Below are 18411 nucleotides of genomic sequence, written 5' to 3'. Positions count from 1 at the left end.
GCATCCACTGCTCCGGGTATTTTTCGTTCGTATATAAGATCGAAGGGAGAAAAAAGAATGAGAAAGTTTTTCCATATGGATGAACTTGGCACTACGTACCGCCGCGAGCTCATTGGCGGCTTGACAACGTTTTTATCTATGGCGTACATTTTGGTGGTCAATCCGCTGACATTATCACTGCAGTCTATACCGGACCTTCCGGATGCAATGCGGATGGATCATGGGGCGGTCTTTACAGCTACGGCATTGGCTGCTGCAATTGGATCGATTATTATGGGACTGCTTGCCAAGTATCCGATTGGTCTTGCTCCAGGCATGGGGTTAAATGCATTTTTTGCATATACGGTTATCTTAACATATGGTATTCCTTGGCAGACAGCGCTAACTGGTGTTTTGTTCTCAGGTATTATTTTCATTATTTTAACGATGACAGGCTTGCGGGAAACGATTATTAACTCGATTCCGCTCGAGCTTAAATATGCGGTTGGAGCAGGGATTGGTTTATTTATTACATTTGTCGGCTTTCAAAATGCCGGCATTATCGTCAATGACGACGCTGTGCTTGTTGGACTTGGTGATTTGAGTTCTGGCCCGACACTTCTGACGATTTTTGGTTTGATTATTACGGTTATTATGATGACTAAAGGAGTCAACGGGGGCATTTTTTACGGAATGCTGATCACAGCAGTAGTCGGCATGATTTTTGGCCTTGTGGAGCTGCCGACTAAAATTGTTTCAGCGGCGCCAAGTGTAGCACCGACATTCGGCGTAGCACTTGAAAACATCTTTCAAACGCCGGGCGACATTTTCACACTGCAAATGCTTGTTATTGTCTTAACGTTTTTGTTTGTTGATTTTTTTGATACAGCAGGAACACTTGTCGCAGTTGCTACTCAAGCAGGCCTAATGAAAGACAATAAGCTGCCGCGGGCAGGAAAAGCGCTGTTAGCTGATTCTTGCGCAACTGTAGCAGGAGCACTTCTTGGAACTTCGACTACAACGTCATATATCGAATCATCTGCTGGTGTAGCTGCCGGAGCGCGGACAGGTCTTGCAGCTGTAGTAACGGGTGTATTGTTCCTTTTATCAATTTTCTTCTTCCCGCTATTGTCCGTTATCACGTCGCACGTAACAGCACCGGCGATCATTATTGTCGGCGTATTAATGGTATCGTCTTTAGGACTAATTGACTGGAAGAAGTTTGAAATTGCTGTTCCGGCGTTTTTAACGATTATCGCTATGCCGCTTTCTTACAGTATTGCAACCGGGATTGCAATGGGCTTTGTGTTCTATCCGATCACGATGCTCGTGAAAGGACGTGGAAAAGAAATCCATCCAATTATGTATTTCTTATTTGTTGTATTTGTGCTTTATTTTGTATTTTTAAAATAGTTCCAAAACACCTCTCTCCCAAACAGAGAGGTGTTTTTTTGCTTCGCCCTCATGCTATACTGTAAAAAACAAAACAACGGGGATGTGCCATGGAGAAATTTTTTGTGAAAAAAGTATTAAATAACAATGTGCTCATTGCAGCGTCAGATGATAAAACAGAAGTTGTGCTGATTGGAAGAGGGATCGGCTATGGCCGGCAGCAGGGAGACAGCATTGTGCGGAGTTCGGTGGAAAAGCTGTTTGTATTAAAGGACCGGAGCGAGCAGGAGCAGTATAAAAAGCTGCTGCCTCACTTAGATGATCAAACGTTGAAAGTCATTATTGCGGCAGTGGAACTTATTCGTGAGCGGGTAGGGGAAACGCTGAACGAGCACATTCACGTCGGCCTGACAGATCACCTGTTGTTTGCGGTAAATCGTATGATGCGCGGTATGGGCATTAGCAACCCGTTTTTGCTGGAAACGAAAGCGCTCTATCCGTTTGAGTATGAAATAGCAGAAGAGGTTACGAAGCTGATTAACAGCAAGCTGACGATTAAACTGCCGGAAGGGGAAACCGGCTTTATTGCTCTTCATATTCATAGTGCAATTGCCAATAAAGATGTGAAGGATTTAAGCCGGCACTCTGAGCTGATTGCGACATTAGTTGGAATGATTGAATCTCAGCTTGAGGTGGAGCTGGACAAAGAAAGCATTGATTATATGCGCCTTGTACGCCATATACGATATACGATTGAACGGGTGGTCCGCGGGGAAAAAGTCGAGGAACCAGAAAAAATCGCGAATCTATTGAAAGCGGAATATCCGGTGTGTTATAATTTGTCGTGGAAGCTGATCAAAGTGATGCAGCAGACATTAAAACATCCCGTGTATGATGCGGAAGCCGTTTATTTAACGATGCATCTGCAGCGGATACAGACAAAAATGAAATAATTACATTGTTCTTTACGTGTTACTGATACGATCAGGCATGAGTAAAGGAGATACAGGGAAAATAGGGGTTTATTAGGACTTCTATTTTCTGATGTCTTCTTTTCTCATGCCTTTTTTCGTGCTTGTCTGTCTGATTCATCTTTGTAATGCACATACTATTCAATATAGAGGAGGAAACACACATGTTTAAAAAGCTTTTCGGTGTGCTTCAGAAAATCGGTAAAGCACTTATGCTGCCTGTTGCGATTTTGCCGGCTGCCGGACTTTTGCTTGCATTTGGTAATGCGCTGCAAAACCCAGCTTTAACTGATTTAGCACCGTTTTTAACAGCTGACTGGATTGTTACAGTCGCGTCTGTTATGGAAAACTCAGGTGACATTGTTTTCGGAAACTTGCCGATACTCTTTGCGGTCGGTGTAGCAATTGGTCTTGCAGGCGGTGACGGTGTTGCTGGTCTTGCGGCGATCGTCGGATATTTAATTATGAACGCCACAATGGGGACAGCACTAGGCTTGGAGAGAATCGCTGTTCTAGAAGGCGGCAACCCTGCTTATGCGCTTATTCTTGGAATTCCATCCCTGCAAACCGGTGTATTCGGCGGGATTATCGTGGGAGCGATTGCCGCTTACATGTACAACAAATTCTTTAACATTGAATTACCATCATACTTAGGATTCTTTGCGGGCAAACGGTTCGTTCCGATTGCAACAGCGGCTTCAGCAGTTGTTATGGGTCTTCTTATGATTGTGATCTGGCCGCCAATTCAAAGTGGCTTAAATGCCTTTTCACACGTACTGTTAGAAGGTAATCTTGCCCTATCTGCTTTTATTTTCGGTGTAATTGAACGAAGCTTAATTCCATTCGGTCTGCATCACATTTTCTATTCACCATTCTGGTATGAATTTGGCCAGTACACAACGGCGGCGGGTGAAATTGTTCGTGGTGACCAGCCAATGTTTATGGCGCAGATTCGGGACGGTGTTGAAAACTTAACAGCTGGTACATTTATGACTGGTAAATATCCATTCATGATGTTCGGTCTTCCGGCAGCAGCGCTTGCAATTTATCATGAAGCGCGCCCGGAGCGTAAAAAAGTAGTAGCCGGCCTTATGGGTTCTGCTGCATTAACATCTTTCTTAACAGGGATTACAGAGCCGCTTGAGTTCTCATTCTTGTTCGTAGCACCTGTTCTGTTCGGAGTTCACGCGATTTTTGCGGGTCTGTCATTTATGACAATGAACTTGCTGGATGTAAAAATTGGTATGACATTCTCAGGCGGTTTGATTGACTATACACTATTCGGTCTTTTAAATCCGCAAACAAATGCATGGATTGTTATTCCAGTAGGTCTTGTATTTGCGGTTATTTACTACTTCGGTTTCCGTTTTGCGATCCGCAAGTTTAACCTTGCAACACCAGGACGTGAGACAGAAGATGCAGATAGTGAAGAGGGACCAGCAGTTGTAGCCGGTGAACTTCCATACGAGATTCTGGATGCGATGGGCGGAAAAGAAAACATTGTGAACCTTGACGCATGTATCACACGTCTTCGCGTATCTGTAAATGATATCGGCAACGTTGATAAAAAACGTTTGAAACAGCTTGGAGCAGCAGGCGTCCTTGAAGTGGGCAACAACATCCAGGCTATCTTTGGACCGAAATCAGACGGCCTGCGCCACCAAATGGCGGACATTATGAAAGGCAGCAAGCCTCGTCCAACAGCAACCGTAAAACCGGACCAGGAAACGCAAAAAGAAGTGGAAAACGCGGCACCAGCTGCAATCCGTAATGATGTAGAAGATAAGTTTGTAGCACCTATTTCAGGTGAGCTTCTGCCAATTACGGAAGTACCGGACCCTGTTTTCGCTGGAAAAATGATGGGTGACGGCTTTGCGATCAAGCCAAACGATGGTACAGTCGTATCTCCGGTAAACGGTAAAATTATCAACGTCTTCCCGACAAAGCATGCGATCGGTATTACAGCGGACAGTGGACGCGAAATCTTGATTCACTTCGGTATCGATACAGTAAAGCTGAACGGGGAAGGTTTTGAGGCCCTTGTATCAGAAGGTGATGAAGTGAAAGCAGGCCAGCCGCTTCTTAAAGTGGACCTGGACTACATTGCAAAAAATGCCACATCGACGATCACGCCGATTATTTTCACAAACCTTGCAGAAGGTCAATCCGTAACGGTTGAAAAGCCGGGAACTGTGAAAAATGGCGACGAGAACATCATCACTATTAAATAAGAAGCAATCTGCCTCAGTCGATCATTCGGCTGAGGCTTTTTTAATGAGCGCCAATATGGTAAACTGCCGGGAAAGAGGAGTGAATCACGATGATGGATAATGCGTTACTAATGGTTGTCATTATTTTGCTGATCAATATTGTATACGTTTCATTTTTTACGATCCGCATGATTTTGACCTTGAAGGGCTATCGCTACACAGCCGCTTTTGTCAGTACGATTGAGGTTGTTATTTATGTTGTAGGTCTTGGGCTGGTGCTCGATAACTTAAACGAAATTCAAAACTTGATTGCTTATGCGGTCGGCTACGGTGTGGGAGTGATCGTTGGCATGAAGATCGAGGAAAAGCTGGCGCTTGGATATATTACGGTAAATGTGATCACAAAGGAATATGATAAAGACCTGCCGAAGCAATTGCGCCAGGAAGGCTATGGAGTGACCAACTGGGCAGCGAACGGGCTTGAAGGCGAACGGATGGCGATGCAGATTTTGACGCCGCGTAAATATGAGCTGAAGCTGTATGAGAAAATTAAAGACCTTGACCCAAAAGCATTTATTATTGCTTTTGAACCGAAAACTATTCATGGCGGCTTCTGGGTAAAACAAGTGAGAAAGGGAAAATTGATGCAATGAGCAAAAAAAAGACTTTTTACGTGCAGGAAAACGAAACGATTGATGAGTGCCTCGAACGAATGAAGCGTGAAGGCTATATGCCGGTGCGGCGGATGGAAAAGCCTCTTTTTGAAGAACGGAAGGAAAACGGGGAAACAATTCATGTGCCGATTGGTCGTGAAATCGTCTTTGAAGGAAAAATAATGACTTAAATACGAACATTAAAATATAAGTAATAAATATCGTTCGATTTTTTGTTGACAACCCCTTCGATCGGTTGTTAATATGTAGAGGACAAATAAAGCACCTCATATAATAGCGGGAATATGGCCCGCGAGTTTCTACCGGCCGCCGTAAACGAGCCGACTATGGGGAAAGCATTCGTACTCTCGATCGACTACGGGCGAATCGCTTTCTCCTTTTTACCGGAGAAGCGGTCTGCCCGTTTTTTTATGTAAAAAAATCTCACAATGGAGGATCAAGATGACGATTGAAGTTGGCGTTATTATGGGAAGCACATCAGATTGGGAAACAATGAAGCACGCATGTGACGTACTCGATGAACTTGACATTCCCTATGAAAAGAAAGTGGTGTCCGCACATCGCACCCCTGATTTGATGTTTGAATATGCCGAAACGGCACGGGAGCGAGGAATTAAAGTAATCATTGCGGGAGCAGGAGGGGCTGCTCATCTGCCAGGCATGACGGCAGCAAAAACGACTCTGCCGGTTATCGGCGTCCCTGTTCAGTCAAAAGCGTTAAATGGACTTGATTCTCTTCTTTCTATCGTTCAAATGCCGGGCGGCGTGCCTGTTGCTACAACAGCGATTGGCAAAGCCGGTGCAACCAATGCCGGTCTGCTGGCGGCGCAAATTTTGTCGATCGCAGACACAGGTGTAGCGGCGCGGTTGGACAAGCGCCGGAAGGAAACAGAAAAAACGGTCCTCGAAAGCAGTGATCAGCTTGGCTAGAAAAATCATTGAACCGGGAAAAACGATTGGCATCATCGGCGGCGGACAATTAGGACGTATGATGGCACTGGCCGCTAAAGAAGCGGGCTTTCGCATCGCCGTTCTTGAACCGGCAGAAGGAGCCCCATGCACGCAGACAGCGGATATCGTCATCCAAGCGCCTTACAATGACCAGGACGCACTTCAGCGCCTGGCACAAGTAAGTGACGTGATCACCTACGAATTTGAAAATATCGATTATGAAGGCTTAAAAGAGCTGATGAACACGGCCCATATTCCGCAGGGAGCAGAGCTGATCCGTATTACGCAAAACCGCATTTACGAAAAAGAAGCGATCTCGAATGCAGGCGTGCCGGTTGCCCCTTATCGGGTGATTCGAACCGAGTCTGATCTGCTGGAAGGAATCGAGGCGCTTGGCCTGCCGGCTGTACTGAAAACGGCAACCGGCGGATATGACGGCAAAGGGCAGTTTGTGTTAAGAGAAGTGAACCAGGCATCAGAAGCAGCCAAGCTGCTTACGCACGGTGACTGTGTACTTGAACAATGGATTCCATTCCAAAAAGAAATATCCGCCATTGTGACACGAAATCCAGAAGGGGAAACGACATTTTTCCCGGTGGCAGAAAACATTCACGTAGATAACATTCTGCACGAATCAATTGTACCGGCCCGTATTTCGAAAGAAACCGAGCAGGCTGCACATGAGGCAGCAGAGAGCATTGCATCGGCGCTGTCCCTTGTCGGCACCCTGGCTGTTGAGATGTTTGTAACAGAAGAAGGCGGCATTTACATTAATGAATTGGCACCGCGGCCGCACAACTCCGGGCATTATACGATCGAAGCGTGCGGAATCTCCCAGTTTGGCCAGCACATCCGCGCTGTTTGCAACTGGCCGCTTAAAAGCACAGCGCTTTTAAAGCCAGCTGTCATGGTCAATGTGCTCGGTGAACATGTAGAGGGTGTTGTGAGCGCCATTGTAGACAAGCCTGAATGGTCCATTCACTTATACGGAAAAGACGAAGCAAAAGAAAAACGGAAAATGGGTCATGTAACCATTTTGACAGATAATATTGATGAAACCTTAACCGAAATCCAGGAAAGCCGGATTTGGACAAAATAAACGACGATTAATCGGAGGATGACAACTAATGATCGAACGCTATACACGACCTGAAATGGGCAGCATCTGGACAGAAGAAAACAAATTCAAAGCATGGCTTGAAGTAGAAATCTTAGCTTGCGAGGCATGGTCTGAGCTTGGTGAAATCCCAAAAGAAGATGTTCAAAAACTTCGTGCAAATGCAAGCTTTGACATTGACCGCATTAACGAAATTGAACTAGAAACACGCCATGACGTAGTGGCATTTACCCGCGCTGTATCCGAAACACTTGGAGAAGAGCGCAAATGGGTGCATTACGGATTAACGTCAACAGATGTAGTCGACACGGCCCTTTCTTATCTATTAAAGCAGGCGAACGACATTTTACGTAAAGACATTGAGAACTTTATCGACATCCTTCGCGACAAAGCGATTGAACATAAACACACGGTAATGATGGGCCGCACACACGGCGTTCATGCAGAACCAACAACATTCGGCTTGAAGATGGCCCTTTGGTATGAAGAAATGAAACGGAACCTTGAGCGCTTTAACGACGCAGCTGACGGCGTTCAATACGGAAAAATCTCTGGTGCAGTCGGCACATACGCAAATATCGATCCGTTTGTTGAGCAATATGTTTGCGAAAAGCTAGGTACGAAACCAGCACCGGTTTCAACGCAGACTCTTCAGCGTGACCGCCATGCACATTATATGGCTACTCTTGCACTCGTTGCTGCATCTATCGAAAAATTCGCAACGGAAATTCGCGGCCTGCAAAAGTCAGAAACACGCGAAGTAGAAGAAGCATTTGCAAAAGGACAAAAAGGCTCATCTGCAATGCCGCATAAACGTAATCCAATCGGATCTGAAAACATGGTTGGCCTTGCGCGTGTAATTCGCGGCCACATGGTTACAGCATACGAGAATGTATCGCTTTGGCATGAGCGCGATATCTCTCATTCATCTGCAGAGCGCGTGATTCTGCCGGATGCAACGATTGCCTTGAATTACATGCTGAACCGTTTCGGCAACATTGTGAAGAACTTGACGGTATTCCCGGAAAACATGAAGCGCAATATGGACCGTACACTTGGCCTTATTTACTCACAGCGTATTCTTCTTGCCCTGATCGACAAAGGCATGGCGCGTGAAGCAGCTTATGACACTGTACAGCCGCGGGCGATGGAAGCATGGGACAAGCAAGTTCAGTTCCGTTCACTTGTAGAAGCGGACGAAACGATCACGTCGAAATTAACACCGGAAGAAATTGCTGACTGCTTTGACTATAACTACCATATCAAACATGTCGACACGATTTTTGACCGCATTGGTCTTTAATTAAACCGGAACCTGGGAGGATCACATCATGCAAAAAGGCAAGCAGCTCTATGAAGGAAAAGCAAAACGCATTTATGCAACAGACCAGGAAGAGATCGTCTGGATCGAATATAAAAACTCAGCGACTGCTTTTAACGGTGAGAAAAAAGCAGAAATCGACGGTAAAGGCCGCTTAAATAATTTAATCACAGGGCTGTTGTTTGAGAAGCTCGCCGAGCAGGGTATTCAGTCTCACTTTGTTGAGCAGCTGTCTGAAAACGAGCAGCTTGTGAAGCATGTTGATATTATTCCGCTTGAAGTTGTGGTGCGCAATGTTGCCGCTGGCAGCATTGCCAAGCGCCTCGGCTTTGAAGAAGGCGTGCGGTTTAAGGAGCCGCTCGTTGAGTTTTATTACAAAAACGATGACCTCGGTGATCCGCTCTTAACAGAAGATCATATCCGTCTGCTTGACGTGGCAGCACCTGAAGAAGTGCAAATTTTGAAAAAAGAAGCTCTTCGTGTAAACGATGTACTCATTCCATTGTTTAGCGAAATGGGTGTTGACCTCATTGACTTTAAAATCGAATTTGGCCGTCAAAAGGATGGAAGCATTCTGCTAGCCGATGAAATTTCGCCGGATACATGCCGTCTATGGGAAAAAGGCACAAATCGCAAACTCGATAAAGACTTGTTCCGCCGGGATCTTGGCGGACTGACAGAAGCATATACCGAAATCTACAATCGACTTGGAGGAACTCTATAATGTATAAAGTGAAAGTTTACGTAACACTTCGTGAAAGTGTATTAGACCCGCAAGGAAAAGCAGTACAGCAATCTCTATCAAACCTTGGCTACCAAGGAGTAGAAGAAGTGCGCATCGGCAAATACATGGAGCTTCAATTCGATGATTCTGTTCGTGACGTAGAGGGCACAGTCAAAGAAGTATGTGAAAAACTTTTGTCAAACCCGGTTATTGAAGATTACCGATATGAAATCGAGGAGAGTGCGAAACAGTGAAATTTGCAGTCATCGTATTTCCAGGATCTAACTGTGATGTGGACATGTACCATGCAGTAAAAGACGAATTAGGCGAGCAGGTTGATCTTGTCTGGCATGATGCGGACAACCTTGATGAATATGACGGTATTTTGCTTCCAGGAGGCTTTTCATACGGAGACTACCTGCGTTCAGGCGCGATCGCTCACATGTCAAACGTAATGGCCGCAGTTAAACGTGCTGCGGAAGCGGGCAAGCCGGTTCTTGGCGTCTGCAACGGGTTTCAAATTTTGCTTGAATCAGGCCTTCTTCCAGGAGCTATGCTTCGCAACAAAAACTTAAAGTTTATTTGCCGGACGGTAGAGCTGTCTGTTGAAAATAATGAAACGATGTTTACTTCTTTATACGAAAAAGGCGAAAAAATCAGCATTCCAGTTGCACACGGTGAAGGAAACTACTACTGTGACGAAGCAACACTTGCAAAATTGAAGGAAAACAATCAAATTGCCTTCACATATGCGAGCGATGTAAACGGAAGCCTTTCTGATATTGCAGGTGTTACAAACGAAAAAGGCAACGTACTTGGCATGATGCCGCATCCGGAGCGGGCTGTTGATGAACTTCTTGGCAGCGCGGATGGCCTTAAACTTTTCCAATCAATTGTAAAGCACTGGAGGAATTCTCATGTCGTTAATGCTTGAACCAAATCCACAGCAAATTAAAGACGAAAAACTATACAGCACAATGGGCTTAACGGATGAAGAATTTGCGAAAGTAGAAAAAATTCTTGGCCGCCTGCCAAACTACGCAGAAACAGGTCTTTTCTCGGTTATGTGGTCAGAGCATTGCAGCTATAAAAATTCCAAACCTGTTTTAAGCCGCTTCCCAACAAAAGGCGAGCACGTTTTGCAGGGACCGGGTGAAGGCGCTGGTATCGTTGATATCGGTGACGGTCAGGCCGTTGCGTTTAAAATTGAAAGTCATAACCACCCATCTGCCATTGAGCCATACCAGGGTGCAGCAACAGGTGTCGGCGGTATCATCCGTGATGTATTCTCAATGGGTGCCCGTCCGGTTGCAATTTTAAACTCACTTCGTTTCGGTGAACTTGAAACAGCACGTGTAAAGTATTTGTTTGAAGAAGTTGTTGCCGGTATTGCTGGTTACGGAAACTGCATCGGGATCCCAACAGTCGGCGGTGAAATCGGCTTTGATCCGTCTTATGACGGCAATCCGCTTGTGAACGCAATGTGTGTGGGACTGATTGATCATAAAGATATTCAAAAAGGCCAGGCAAAAGGCGTCGGCAACACCGTAATGTATGTAGGGGCGAAAACAGGCCGCGATGGTATTCACGGTGCAACATTCGCTTCAGAAGAATTAAGCGAAAGCTCAGATGAAAAACGCCCAGCGGTACAGGTTGGCGACCCATTCATGGAAAAATTGCTTTTAGAAGCATGCCTTGAGCTTATTTACAACCATCAGGACGTTCTTGTCGGCATTCAAGATATGGGGGCTGCCGGCTTAACAAGCTCGTCAGCAGAAATGGCGTCAAAATCCGGATCAGGAATTGAAATGAACCTTGATTTGATTCCGCAGCGCGAAACAGGCATGACACCATATGAAATGATGCTGTCTGAATCACAGGAGCGCATGCTGATCGTTGTGAAAAAAGGACACGAAAAAGAAATCGAAGATCTTTTTGCGAAATACGGTCTTGAAGCGGCATCAGTTGGTGTCGTAACAGACGACAAAATGCTTCGTTTGATTCATAAAGGCGAAGTAGCAGCAGAAGTACCGGTTGATGCGCTGGCAGAAGATGCACCAGTGTACCACAAGCCATCTGCAGAGCCGGAATACTTCCGTACGTTCCAGGCAATGGAAGACGTAACACCGGACGTTACAGATTACAAAGAAACACTTGTGAAATTGCTTCAGCAGCCGACGATTGCAAGCAAAGAATGGGTGTATGACCAATATGATTACCAAGTTCGTACAAATACAGTGGTAGCGCCAGGATCAGACGCAGCGGTAATCCGTCTGCGCGGCACAAACAAAGCACTTGCGATGACAACAGACTGTAATGCACGTTACATTTACCTTGATCCGAAAACAGGCGGTAAAATTGCCGTGGCAGAAGCGGCTCGTAATATCGTAGCTTCTGGTGCCCGTCCACTTGCGATTACAGACGGCTTAAACTACGGAAGCCCTGAGAATCCAGGAGTATTCTGGCAGCTTGAGCAGTCAGCAGACGGAATTAGTGAAGCATGTCTTGCGCTTCAATCACCGGTTATCGGCGGAAACGTATCTCTTTATAATGAAACAAACGGTACAGCTATTTACCCGACACCAATTATCGGCATGGTCGGATTGATTGAAGACGTGAACCATATTACGACACAAGCAGCGAAGCAGGCTGGTGACCTTGTATACGTAATTGGAGACGCTGCAAACGACTTTGGCGGCAGCGAACTGCAAAAATTGATGAATGATGGCGATATTTTCGGTCAATCACCGGCTATTGATTTGACAGTGGAAAAAGCACGCCAGGATGCACTTCTTGCGGCTATTCAGTCGGGTCTTGTTCAATCAGCTCATGATATTTCAGAAGGTGGATTTGCCGTAGCACTTGTTGAAAAATTATTCGGCACAGGTTTTGGTGCCCGCGTTTCTCTTCAAGGTGAAGTAACGGCTGCCCTATTTGCAGAAACACAGTCACGCTTTGTCATTACAGTGAAGCCAGAAAACAAAGAAGCGTTTGAAGCAGCCGTACAGGATGCAAAACAAATTGGTGAAGTAACAGCTCAGCCAGTGGCATCAATTTCAATTAACGGAGAAGAAGTGGTACAGGCACCGGTTCGTGAACTGGAGGATGCCTGGAAAGGAGCTATTCCATGCTTGCTGAACTCAGAGGCTTAAATGAAGAGTGTGGCGTCTTCGGGGTTTTTGGACACGAAAATGCATCACAAATCACATATTATGGCCTGCAAAGCTTACAGCACCGCGGACAAGAAGGCGCCGGCGTCGTGATGAGCGACGGAGAACGCCTTCGCGGCCATAAAGGTGAAGGGCTTGTTACAGAAATTTTCAACCAGGATATTATCAACGGTTTAACAGGAACAGCAGCCATTGGGCATGTTCGTTACCAAACAGCAGGAGGCGGCGGCTACCAAAATGTACAGCCGCTCCTGTTCCACTTTCAAACAGGCAGCCTGGCGCTCGCGCATAACGGAAACCTTGTCAATGCTACATCGCTGAAGCGTGAACTGGAAGCTCAGGGAAGCATTTTCCAGACAACGTCTGACACTGAAGTACTGGCACACTTAATCCGCCGCAGCACATATGGCACGATCAAAGACCGTTTGAAGACAGCTCTTTCCATGGTAAAAGGAGCTTATGCGTTTCTTGTCATGACGGAAAACGAAATGCATGTAGCACTTGATCCACAAGGGCTGCGCCCGCTTTCAATCGGCAAGCTTGGCGATGCTTATGTGGTTGCCTCTGAAACGTGCGCCTTTGATATTATTGGTGCTGAGTTTTTACGTGATGTAGAGCCGGGTGAATTGATTACCATTAATGAAGACGGTCTTCATTCTGAACAGTTTGCCGCAGCGATCAGTGACGCAATGTGCACGATGGAATACGTTTATTTTTCGCGTCCGGACAGTAATATTCATGGCGTGAATGTTCACAGTGCCCGTAAGCGCCTCGGTAAGATGCTGGCACAAGAAGTAGATCCAGCGGTACTGGAAGCTGATGTTGTCACGGGAGTACCGGATTCAAGTATTTCTGCTGCTATCGGTTTTGCAGAAGCAACAGGTATTCCATATGAGCTTGGTTTAATTAAAAACCGTTACGTTGGCCGGACATTTATTCAGCCGTCCCAGTCTCTTCGTGAGCAGGGGGTTAAAATGAAGCTTTCTCCTGTACGCGGGGTTGTAGAAGGCAAAAAAGTGGTTATGGTAGATGACTCGATTGTCCGCGGCACAACGAGCAGACGGATCGTTACAATGCTTAAAGAAGCCGGCGCAAAAGAAGTACACGTGGTGATCAGCTCGCCAGCCATTAAGCATCCATGCTTTTATGGAATTGATACATCTGAAAAAGGCGAATTGATCGCTGCACACTATACAAATGAAGAATTACGTGAATTGATCGGAGCAGATTCTCTTACGTATTTAAGCGTAGAGGGTACGATTGAAGCAATCGGCCATCGCAAAAGCGAGCTTGGCGAATGCGGCCAGTGCATGGCCTGCTTTACAGGGGAATACCCGACGGAGATTTTCCCAGATACACAGCATCCGCATGATAAAGAAGTCATGTGCTAACAGGAGGAACAAAAATGGCAAAATCGTATGAAGCAGCCGGTGTAAACATCGAGGCAGGGTACGAAGCGGTAGAACGGATGAAAAAACATGTAGAGCGGACGAAGCGCGCCGGTGTAATGGGAGCGCTCGGCAGTTTCGGGGGCATGTTTGATCTGTCATCACTGCAGTTAAAGGAGCCGGTTCTTGTTTCCGGAACAGATGGCGTCGGCACAAAACTAAAGCTTGCGTTTATGATGGACAAGCATGATACGATTGGCATCGACTGTGTAGCCATGTGTGTCAACGATGTTGTGGTACAGGGAGCAGAGCCCCTGTTTTTCCTTGATTATATTGCATGCGGCAAAGCAGTGCCGGAAAAAATCGAACAAATCGTTAAAGGAGTAGCGGACGGCTGCGAGCAGGCGGGCTGTGCCCTTATTGGCGGAGAAACAGCAGAAATGCCGGGACTTTACGATGAGGAAGAATACGATATGGCCGGATTTACGGTTGGCGCTGTTGAAAAGAGCAGCGTTGTAACAGGTGAAAACGTAAAAGAAGGCGACGTGCTGATCGGTCTCGCATCGAGCGGGATTCACAGCAACGGTTATTCACTCGTTCGCAAAATTTTCTTTGAAACACATAACCTTGATGTAAACGCGCAGGTAGAAGGTCTTTCAGTTCCGCTTGGAGAAGCGCTTCTTGAACCAACACGTATTTATGTGAAGCCGGTTCTATCCGTACTGAAGCAAGCGGCTGTAAACGGGATGGCGCACATTACAGGCGGCGGATTTGTGGAAAACATTCCGCGTGCTCTGCCAAAAGGCCTTGGCGCTTCAATTGAAGCTGGTTCATGGCCGGTACCGGACATTTTTAATGTACTTGAGACGTATGGAGAGCTTGACCGCCAGGAAATGTACAATATTTTCAATATGGGTATTGGCTTTGTATTGATTGTATCGAAAGAAGAAGAAGCAAACGTAAAAGCAGCACTCGAAGCAGCTGGTGAAACAGCTTATACAATCGGACGTGTTGTGAGCGGCGAAGGAGTTACCGTTCAATGACGAAAATTGCCTTGTTTGCATCCGGCAGCGGAAGCAACGTGCAGGCAATTGCCGAGGCGGTGGCAGCAGGAAAGGTTCCTGCTGAAATCGCCTTGCTCGTCTGCGATAAACCGGATGCGTATGTACTTGAACGCGCAAAAGCACTCGACATCCCGGCGTTTTCATTTCAGCCGAAACAGTACGAATCAAAAGCAGCGTTTGAGAGTGAAATTGTGGACCGCTTGCAGGAGGCAGGAGTTGAATTTATTTTTCTAGCCGGCTATATGCGTTTGATTGGCCCTGTTTTACTGAATGCATACCGGAACCGGATCGTAAACATTCACCCGTCTCTTCTGCCGGCTTTTCCAGGAAAAGATGCAATCGGCCAGGCGTTTGACGCAGGGGTAAAAATATCCGGCGTTACCGTTCACTTTGTTGATGAAGGGATGGACACCGGCCCGATCATTGACCAGGAATGTGTACGAATTGATTCCGGCATGACGCGCAGCGATGTACAGGCTGCCATTCAACGGATTGAACACAGCCTTTATCCGAATGTAATCACCAAACTTTTGAACCAACATAGGGAGGAACAAACACAATGACGAAACGCGCATTAATCAGCGTATCAGATAAAAGCGGCGTAACTGAATTTGCGAGAGAAATTGCGGCGCTTGGCTATGAAATTGTTTCAACAGGCGGCACGAAAAAAATGCTTGCAGAAGCAGGTGTACCGGTAAAAGGCGTAACAGATGTAACCGGGTTTCCGGAAATTCTAGAAGGCCGCGTTAAAACGCTGAACCCGTTCATTCACGGCGGCCTGCTTGCGAAACACGGCGAGCCGGATCATCAAAAGCAGCTTGAAGAGCACAATATTCAGCCAATCGATATCGTCTGCGTGAACTTGTACCCATTCCAGCAAACGATCGCAAAGCCGGATGTCACAACAGAAGATGCGATTGAAAACATCGACATCGGCGGCCCGGCCATGCTTCGTGCGTCTGCGAAAAACCACGAATATGTGACTGTAATTGTGGATTCAAGTGATTACGATCAAGTGCTGTCTGAACTGAAAGGCGAAGGTAAAACAACGCTTGAAACGCGCCGGAAGCTTGCTGCAAAAGTGTTCCGCCATACAGCTGCGTATGATGCGATGATTGCCGGCTTTATGACGGATCTTGCCGGGGAAGAAAACCCTGAAAAGCTGACTGTTACGTATGAATTAAAGCAATCGCTCCGCTACGGCGAGAACCCGCATCAAAAAGCAGCGTTTTATTCACAGCCGCTTGGCTCTTCTTTCTCTGTGGCACAAGCTGATCAGCTGCATGGAAAAGAGCTTTCATATAACAACATCCGTGATACAGACGCCGCCCTTCAAATCGTAAAAGAATTCGACGAGCCGGCTGCGGTAGCCGTGAAGCACATGAATCCTTGCGGTGTTGGAGCAGGAGAAACGATTGAAGAAGCATATGCCCGTGCATATGAAGCAGATCCAACTTCTATTTTCGGCGGTATTGTGGCATTGAACCGTCCTGTATCAAAAGAGCTTGCCCAAAAGCTGCATGAGATTTTCCTTGAGATCATTGTGGCGCCGTCTTTTGATGCAGAAGCGATTGACGTACTGTCTCAAAAGAAAAACATCCGCCTCCTAACGCTTGATTTCACAAACGGCAAAAAAGGCGAAAAAGTACTTACATCTGTTGAAGGCGGCTTGCTTTCGCAAGATTTGGATGAACTGTCTCTTGCGGATGCAGACGTGAAAGTTGCGACGAAACGCCAGCCGACAGAAGAAGAATGGACAGCCATGAAACTGGGCTGGAAAGTTGTGAAGCATGTTAAGTCAAACGCAATTGTTGTGTCCGACGACAAAATGACACTTGGTGTTGGCGCGGGACAAATGAACCGTGTTGGTGCAGCGAAAATTGCGCTTGAGCAGGCTGGTGAAAAAGCAAAAGGAGCCGCTCTTGCCTCAGATGCATTCTTTCCAATGGATGACACTGTTGAAGCAGCTGCCAAAGCGGGCATTACAGCTATTATTCAGCCGGGCGGATCAATCCGGGATGAAGATTCCATTAAAAAAGCGGATGAATACGGCATTACAATGGTAATGACAGGTATTCGCCATTTCAAACATTAAGAGGGGGCTTTTCTCATGAACGTACTCGTTGTAGGGCGCGGCGGACGCGAGCACGCCATTTGTAAAAAAGTGGCGGAAAGCCCGCTTGTTCAAACCGTTTTTTGCGCACCGGGGAACGCCGGAATCGCGCAGGATGCAAGCATTGTTGATATCGATGAAATGAACTTTGCCGACCTGGCTGCATTTGCAAAAGAGCAGGGCGTTGACCTTGTAATTGTTGGTCCGGAAAACCCGCTTTCTGCCGGAATTACGGATTATTTAGAAGGTGAGGGACTGAAAGTATTCGGTCCAAAACAAAATGCAGCTATTTTAGAAGGCAGTAAATCCTTCTCGAAAATGATGATGGAAAAGTACAATATTCCAACCGCACGCTATCAGTCATTTGAGGATTACGAAGCAGCAAAAGCATATATCCAGCAAGAGGGTGCACCGATCGTATTGAAAGCGGACGGCCTGGCTGCCGGAAAAGGCGTTACCGTTGCGATGACGATGAATGAAGCGCTTGAGGCACTGGATGATATGATGCTCGATAAAAAATTCGGTGATGCTTCTGCACGCGTTGTCGTAGAGCAATTTTTGCAGGGAGAAGAATATTCTCTTATGGCATTTGTACATGGCGAAAATGTATATCCGATGGAAGCAGCACAGGATCATAAGCGTGCATTCGATAACGACGAAGGTCCAAACACAGGCGGCATGGGTGCTTATTCACCGGTTCCGCACATTTCACAGGCCATTCACGACCAGTCGGTAGAAGAGATTCTCCGTCCGATCGCAAAAGGCATGGTTGCGGAAGGCCGTTCATTTACGGGCATTATTTTTGCAGGTTTAATGCTTACAGAAGAAGGACCGAAAACGATTGAATTTAATGCCCGTTTTGGTGATCCGGAAACGCAGGTTGTACTGCCGCGTCTTGAAAATGATCTTGTTCAGGTGATGCTTGATGTGCTTGATGGCAGAGACCCTGAACTCGCTTGGAAAGAAGAATCCGTTCTCGGTATTGTTCTGGCAGCAAAAGGCTACCCAGAAGCATACGAGAAAGGCAATGAGCTCAAAGGGCTCCAGGCTATTGATGCAGGATCTGTTATCCACGCTGGCACGTATGCAGATGGAGATGTTATCCGTGCGAATGGCGGCCGTGTGCTTCTTGTTGCAGGAAGTGGAGCAAACCCGGTTGAAGCCCAGCAAAACGCGTATGAAAAAATGCAGCATATCGATACGGAACATTTCTTTTTCCGTAAGGATATCGGCAGCCGCGCTATTGCGAAAGCCAGTTTATAAAAAGAAAGCAGGGGGAGTTTCCCCTGCTTTTTTGCGTTAAATCGGGACAAAAAAAGAAGGCAATTTACCTGGTT

General features: G+C 46.5%; 17 protein-coding genes and 1 riboswitch. All 17 genes read left to right on the top strand.

From position 1 onward, the window contains the following. Positions 1-57: 57 nt before the first annotated feature. Positions 58-1392, top strand: coding sequence for an NCS2 family permease (locus M3221_RS15635; protein ID WP_251272668.1), 1335 nt, complete (start codon positions 58-60; stop codon positions 1390-1392). An 89-nt stretch (positions 1393-1481) separates the two neighbouring features. Next, entirely contained in the window at positions 1482-2324 is an 843-nt protein-coding gene (glcT, locus tag M3221_RS15630; protein ID WP_251272667.1) for a glucose PTS transporter transcription antiterminator GlcT, read from the top strand. A 182-nt stretch (positions 2325-2506) separates the two neighbouring features. Next, entirely contained in the window at positions 2507-4573 is a 2067-nt protein-coding gene (gene ptsG / locus M3221_RS15625; protein ID WP_251272666.1) for a glucose-specific PTS transporter subunit IIBC, read from the top strand. 89 nt (positions 4574-4662) lie between these two features. Then, positions 4663-5205, top strand: a complete 543-nt coding sequence (locus M3221_RS15620) for a DUF2179 domain-containing protein (RefSeq protein ID WP_242233950.1) — start codon at positions 4663-4665, stop codon at positions 5203-5205. Continuing rightward, positions 5202-5396 carry an NETI motif-containing protein gene (locus tag M3221_RS15615; protein WP_251272665.1) on the top strand — a complete coding sequence of 65 codons (195 nt, stop codon included), beginning with the start codon at positions 5202-5204 and terminating at the stop codon, positions 5394-5396. Before M3221_RS15620 ends, M3221_RS15615 begins: the two co-directional genes overlap by 4 nt. A 76-nt stretch (positions 5397-5472) precedes the next feature. After that, positions 5473-5573, top strand: a riboswitch (purine riboswitch). Between the two features lie 94 nt (positions 5574-5667). Next, complete coding sequence (gene purE / locus M3221_RS15610; RefSeq protein WP_251272664.1) at positions 5668-6156, top strand: 5-(carboxyamino)imidazole ribonucleotide mutase; 489 nt, start codon at positions 5668-5670, stop codon at positions 6154-6156. Then, positions 6149-7276 (top strand): 5-(carboxyamino)imidazole ribonucleotide synthase, encoded by a 1128-nt coding sequence (purK, locus tag M3221_RS15605; RefSeq protein ID WP_251272663.1) that lies wholly within the window; start codon positions 6149-6151, stop codon positions 7274-7276. The genes purE and purK overlap by 8 nt, the downstream gene beginning before the upstream one ends. A gap of 28 nt (positions 7277-7304) precedes the next feature. Then, positions 7305-8597: an adenylosuccinate lyase gene (purB, locus tag M3221_RS15600; RefSeq protein WP_251272662.1), complete on the top strand. Its 1293-nt coding sequence runs from the start codon at positions 7305-7307 to the stop codon at positions 8595-8597. Between the two features lie 28 nt (positions 8598-8625). Beyond that, the gene (gene purC / locus M3221_RS15595; protein WP_251272661.1) at positions 8626-9339 is read left to right on the top strand and encodes a phosphoribosylaminoimidazolesuccinocarboxamide synthase; all 714 of its coding nucleotides are present in this window, start codon (positions 8626-8628) and stop codon (positions 9337-9339) included. After that, a complete protein-coding gene (gene purS / locus M3221_RS15590; protein WP_050181945.1) occupies positions 9339-9593 on the top strand; it encodes a phosphoribosylformylglycinamidine synthase subunit PurS in 255 nt (84 codons plus the stop codon). The genes purC and purS overlap by 1 nt, the downstream gene beginning before the upstream one ends. Then, positions 9590-10273, top strand: coding sequence for a phosphoribosylformylglycinamidine synthase subunit PurQ (gene purQ, locus M3221_RS15585; RefSeq protein ID WP_251272660.1), 684 nt, complete (start codon positions 9590-9592; stop codon positions 10271-10273). Before purS ends, purQ begins: the two co-directional genes overlap by 4 nt. Further along, on the top strand, positions 10257-12491 hold the full coding sequence (gene purL / locus M3221_RS15580; protein ID WP_251272659.1) for a phosphoribosylformylglycinamidine synthase subunit PurL: 2235 nt from the start codon (positions 10257-10259) through the stop codon (positions 12489-12491). The genes purQ and purL overlap by 17 nt, the downstream gene beginning before the upstream one ends. After that, positions 12467-13900: an amidophosphoribosyltransferase gene (purF, locus tag M3221_RS15575; RefSeq protein ID WP_251272658.1), complete on the top strand. Its 1434-nt coding sequence runs from the start codon at positions 12467-12469 to the stop codon at positions 13898-13900. The genes purL and purF overlap by 25 nt, the downstream gene beginning before the upstream one ends. A gap of 14 nt (positions 13901-13914) precedes the next feature. After that, positions 13915-14940, top strand: coding sequence for a phosphoribosylformylglycinamidine cyclo-ligase (gene purM, locus M3221_RS15570; RefSeq protein WP_251272657.1), 1026 nt, complete (start codon positions 13915-13917; stop codon positions 14938-14940). After that, positions 14937-15524, top strand: coding sequence for a phosphoribosylglycinamide formyltransferase (gene purN, locus M3221_RS15565; RefSeq protein ID WP_251272656.1), 588 nt, complete (start codon positions 14937-14939; stop codon positions 15522-15524). Before purM ends, purN begins: the two co-directional genes overlap by 4 nt. Then, the gene (purH, locus tag M3221_RS15560) at positions 15521-17056 is read left to right on the top strand and encodes a bifunctional phosphoribosylaminoimidazolecarboxamide formyltransferase/IMP cyclohydrolase (protein ID WP_251272655.1); all 1536 of its coding nucleotides are present in this window, start codon (positions 15521-15523) and stop codon (positions 17054-17056) included. The genes purN and purH overlap by 4 nt, the downstream gene beginning before the upstream one ends. A 15-nt stretch (positions 17057-17071) precedes the next feature. Then, positions 17072-18337 (top strand): phosphoribosylamine--glycine ligase, encoded by a 1266-nt coding sequence (gene purD, locus M3221_RS15555; protein WP_251272654.1) that lies wholly within the window; start codon positions 17072-17074, stop codon positions 18335-18337. The last annotated feature ends 74 nt before the right edge of the window (positions 18338-18411 follow it).

This window comes from Domibacillus indicus (assembly GCF_023715895.1).
GTDB classification, from domain to species: Bacteria; Bacillota; Bacilli; order Bacillales; family Domibacillaceae; genus Domibacillus; species Domibacillus indicus_A.
The sequence above is the reverse complement of the archived record's forward strand: the minus strand, read 5'-3'. Positions and strand labels throughout refer to the sequence as shown.

What these genes read in the sequence shown, in the direction of transcription:
- ptsG (WP_251272666.1), top strand. Translation starts at nt 2,507, where the DNA reads ATGTTTAAAAAGCTTTTCGGTGTGCTTCAGAAAATCGGTAAAGCACTT.
- M3221_RS15620 (WP_242233950.1), top strand. Translation starts at nt 4,663, where the DNA reads ATGATGGATAATGCGTTACTAATGGTTGTCATTATTTTGCTGATCAAT.
- purE (WP_251272664.1), top strand. Translation starts at nt 5,668, where the DNA reads ATGACGATTGAAGTTGGCGTTATTATGGGAAGCACATCAGATTGGGAA.
- purC (WP_251272661.1), top strand. Translation starts at nt 8,626, where the DNA reads ATGCAAAAAGGCAAGCAGCTCTATGAAGGAAAAGCAAAACGCATTTAT.
- purL (WP_251272659.1), top strand. Translation starts at nt 10,257, where the DNA reads ATGTCGTTAATGCTTGAACCAAATCCACAGCAAATTAAAGACGAAAAA.
- purF (WP_251272658.1), top strand. Translation starts at nt 12,467, where the DNA reads ATGCTTGCTGAACTCAGAGGCTTAAATGAAGAGTGTGGCGTCTTCGGG.
- purM (WP_251272657.1), top strand. Translation starts at nt 13,915, where the DNA reads ATGGCAAAATCGTATGAAGCAGCCGGTGTAAACATCGAGGCAGGGTAC.
- purH (WP_251272655.1), top strand. Translation starts at nt 15,521, where the DNA reads ATGACGAAACGCGCATTAATCAGCGTATCAGATAAAAGCGGCGTAACT.
- purS (WP_050181945.1), top strand. Translation starts at nt 9,339, where the DNA reads ATGTATAAAGTGAAAGTTTACGTAACACTTCGTGAAAGTGTATTAGAC.
- purN (WP_251272656.1), top strand. Translation starts at nt 14,937, where the DNA reads ATGACGAAAATTGCCTTGTTTGCATCCGGCAGCGGAAGCAACGTGCAG.
- M3221_RS15615 (WP_251272665.1), top strand. Translation starts at nt 5,202, where the DNA reads ATGAGCAAAAAAAAGACTTTTTACGTGCAGGAAAACGAAACGATTGAT.
- purB (WP_251272662.1), top strand. Translation starts at nt 7,305, where the DNA reads ATGATCGAACGCTATACACGACCTGAAATGGGCAGCATCTGGACAGAA.
- purD (WP_251272654.1), top strand. Translation starts at nt 17,072, where the DNA reads ATGAACGTACTCGTTGTAGGGCGCGGCGGACGCGAGCACGCCATTTGT.
- glcT (WP_251272667.1), top strand. Translation starts at nt 1,482, where the DNA reads ATGGAGAAATTTTTTGTGAAAAAAGTATTAAATAACAATGTGCTCATT.
- M3221_RS15635 (WP_251272668.1), top strand. Translation starts at nt 58, where the DNA reads ATGAGAAAGTTTTTCCATATGGATGAACTTGGCACTACGTACCGCCGC.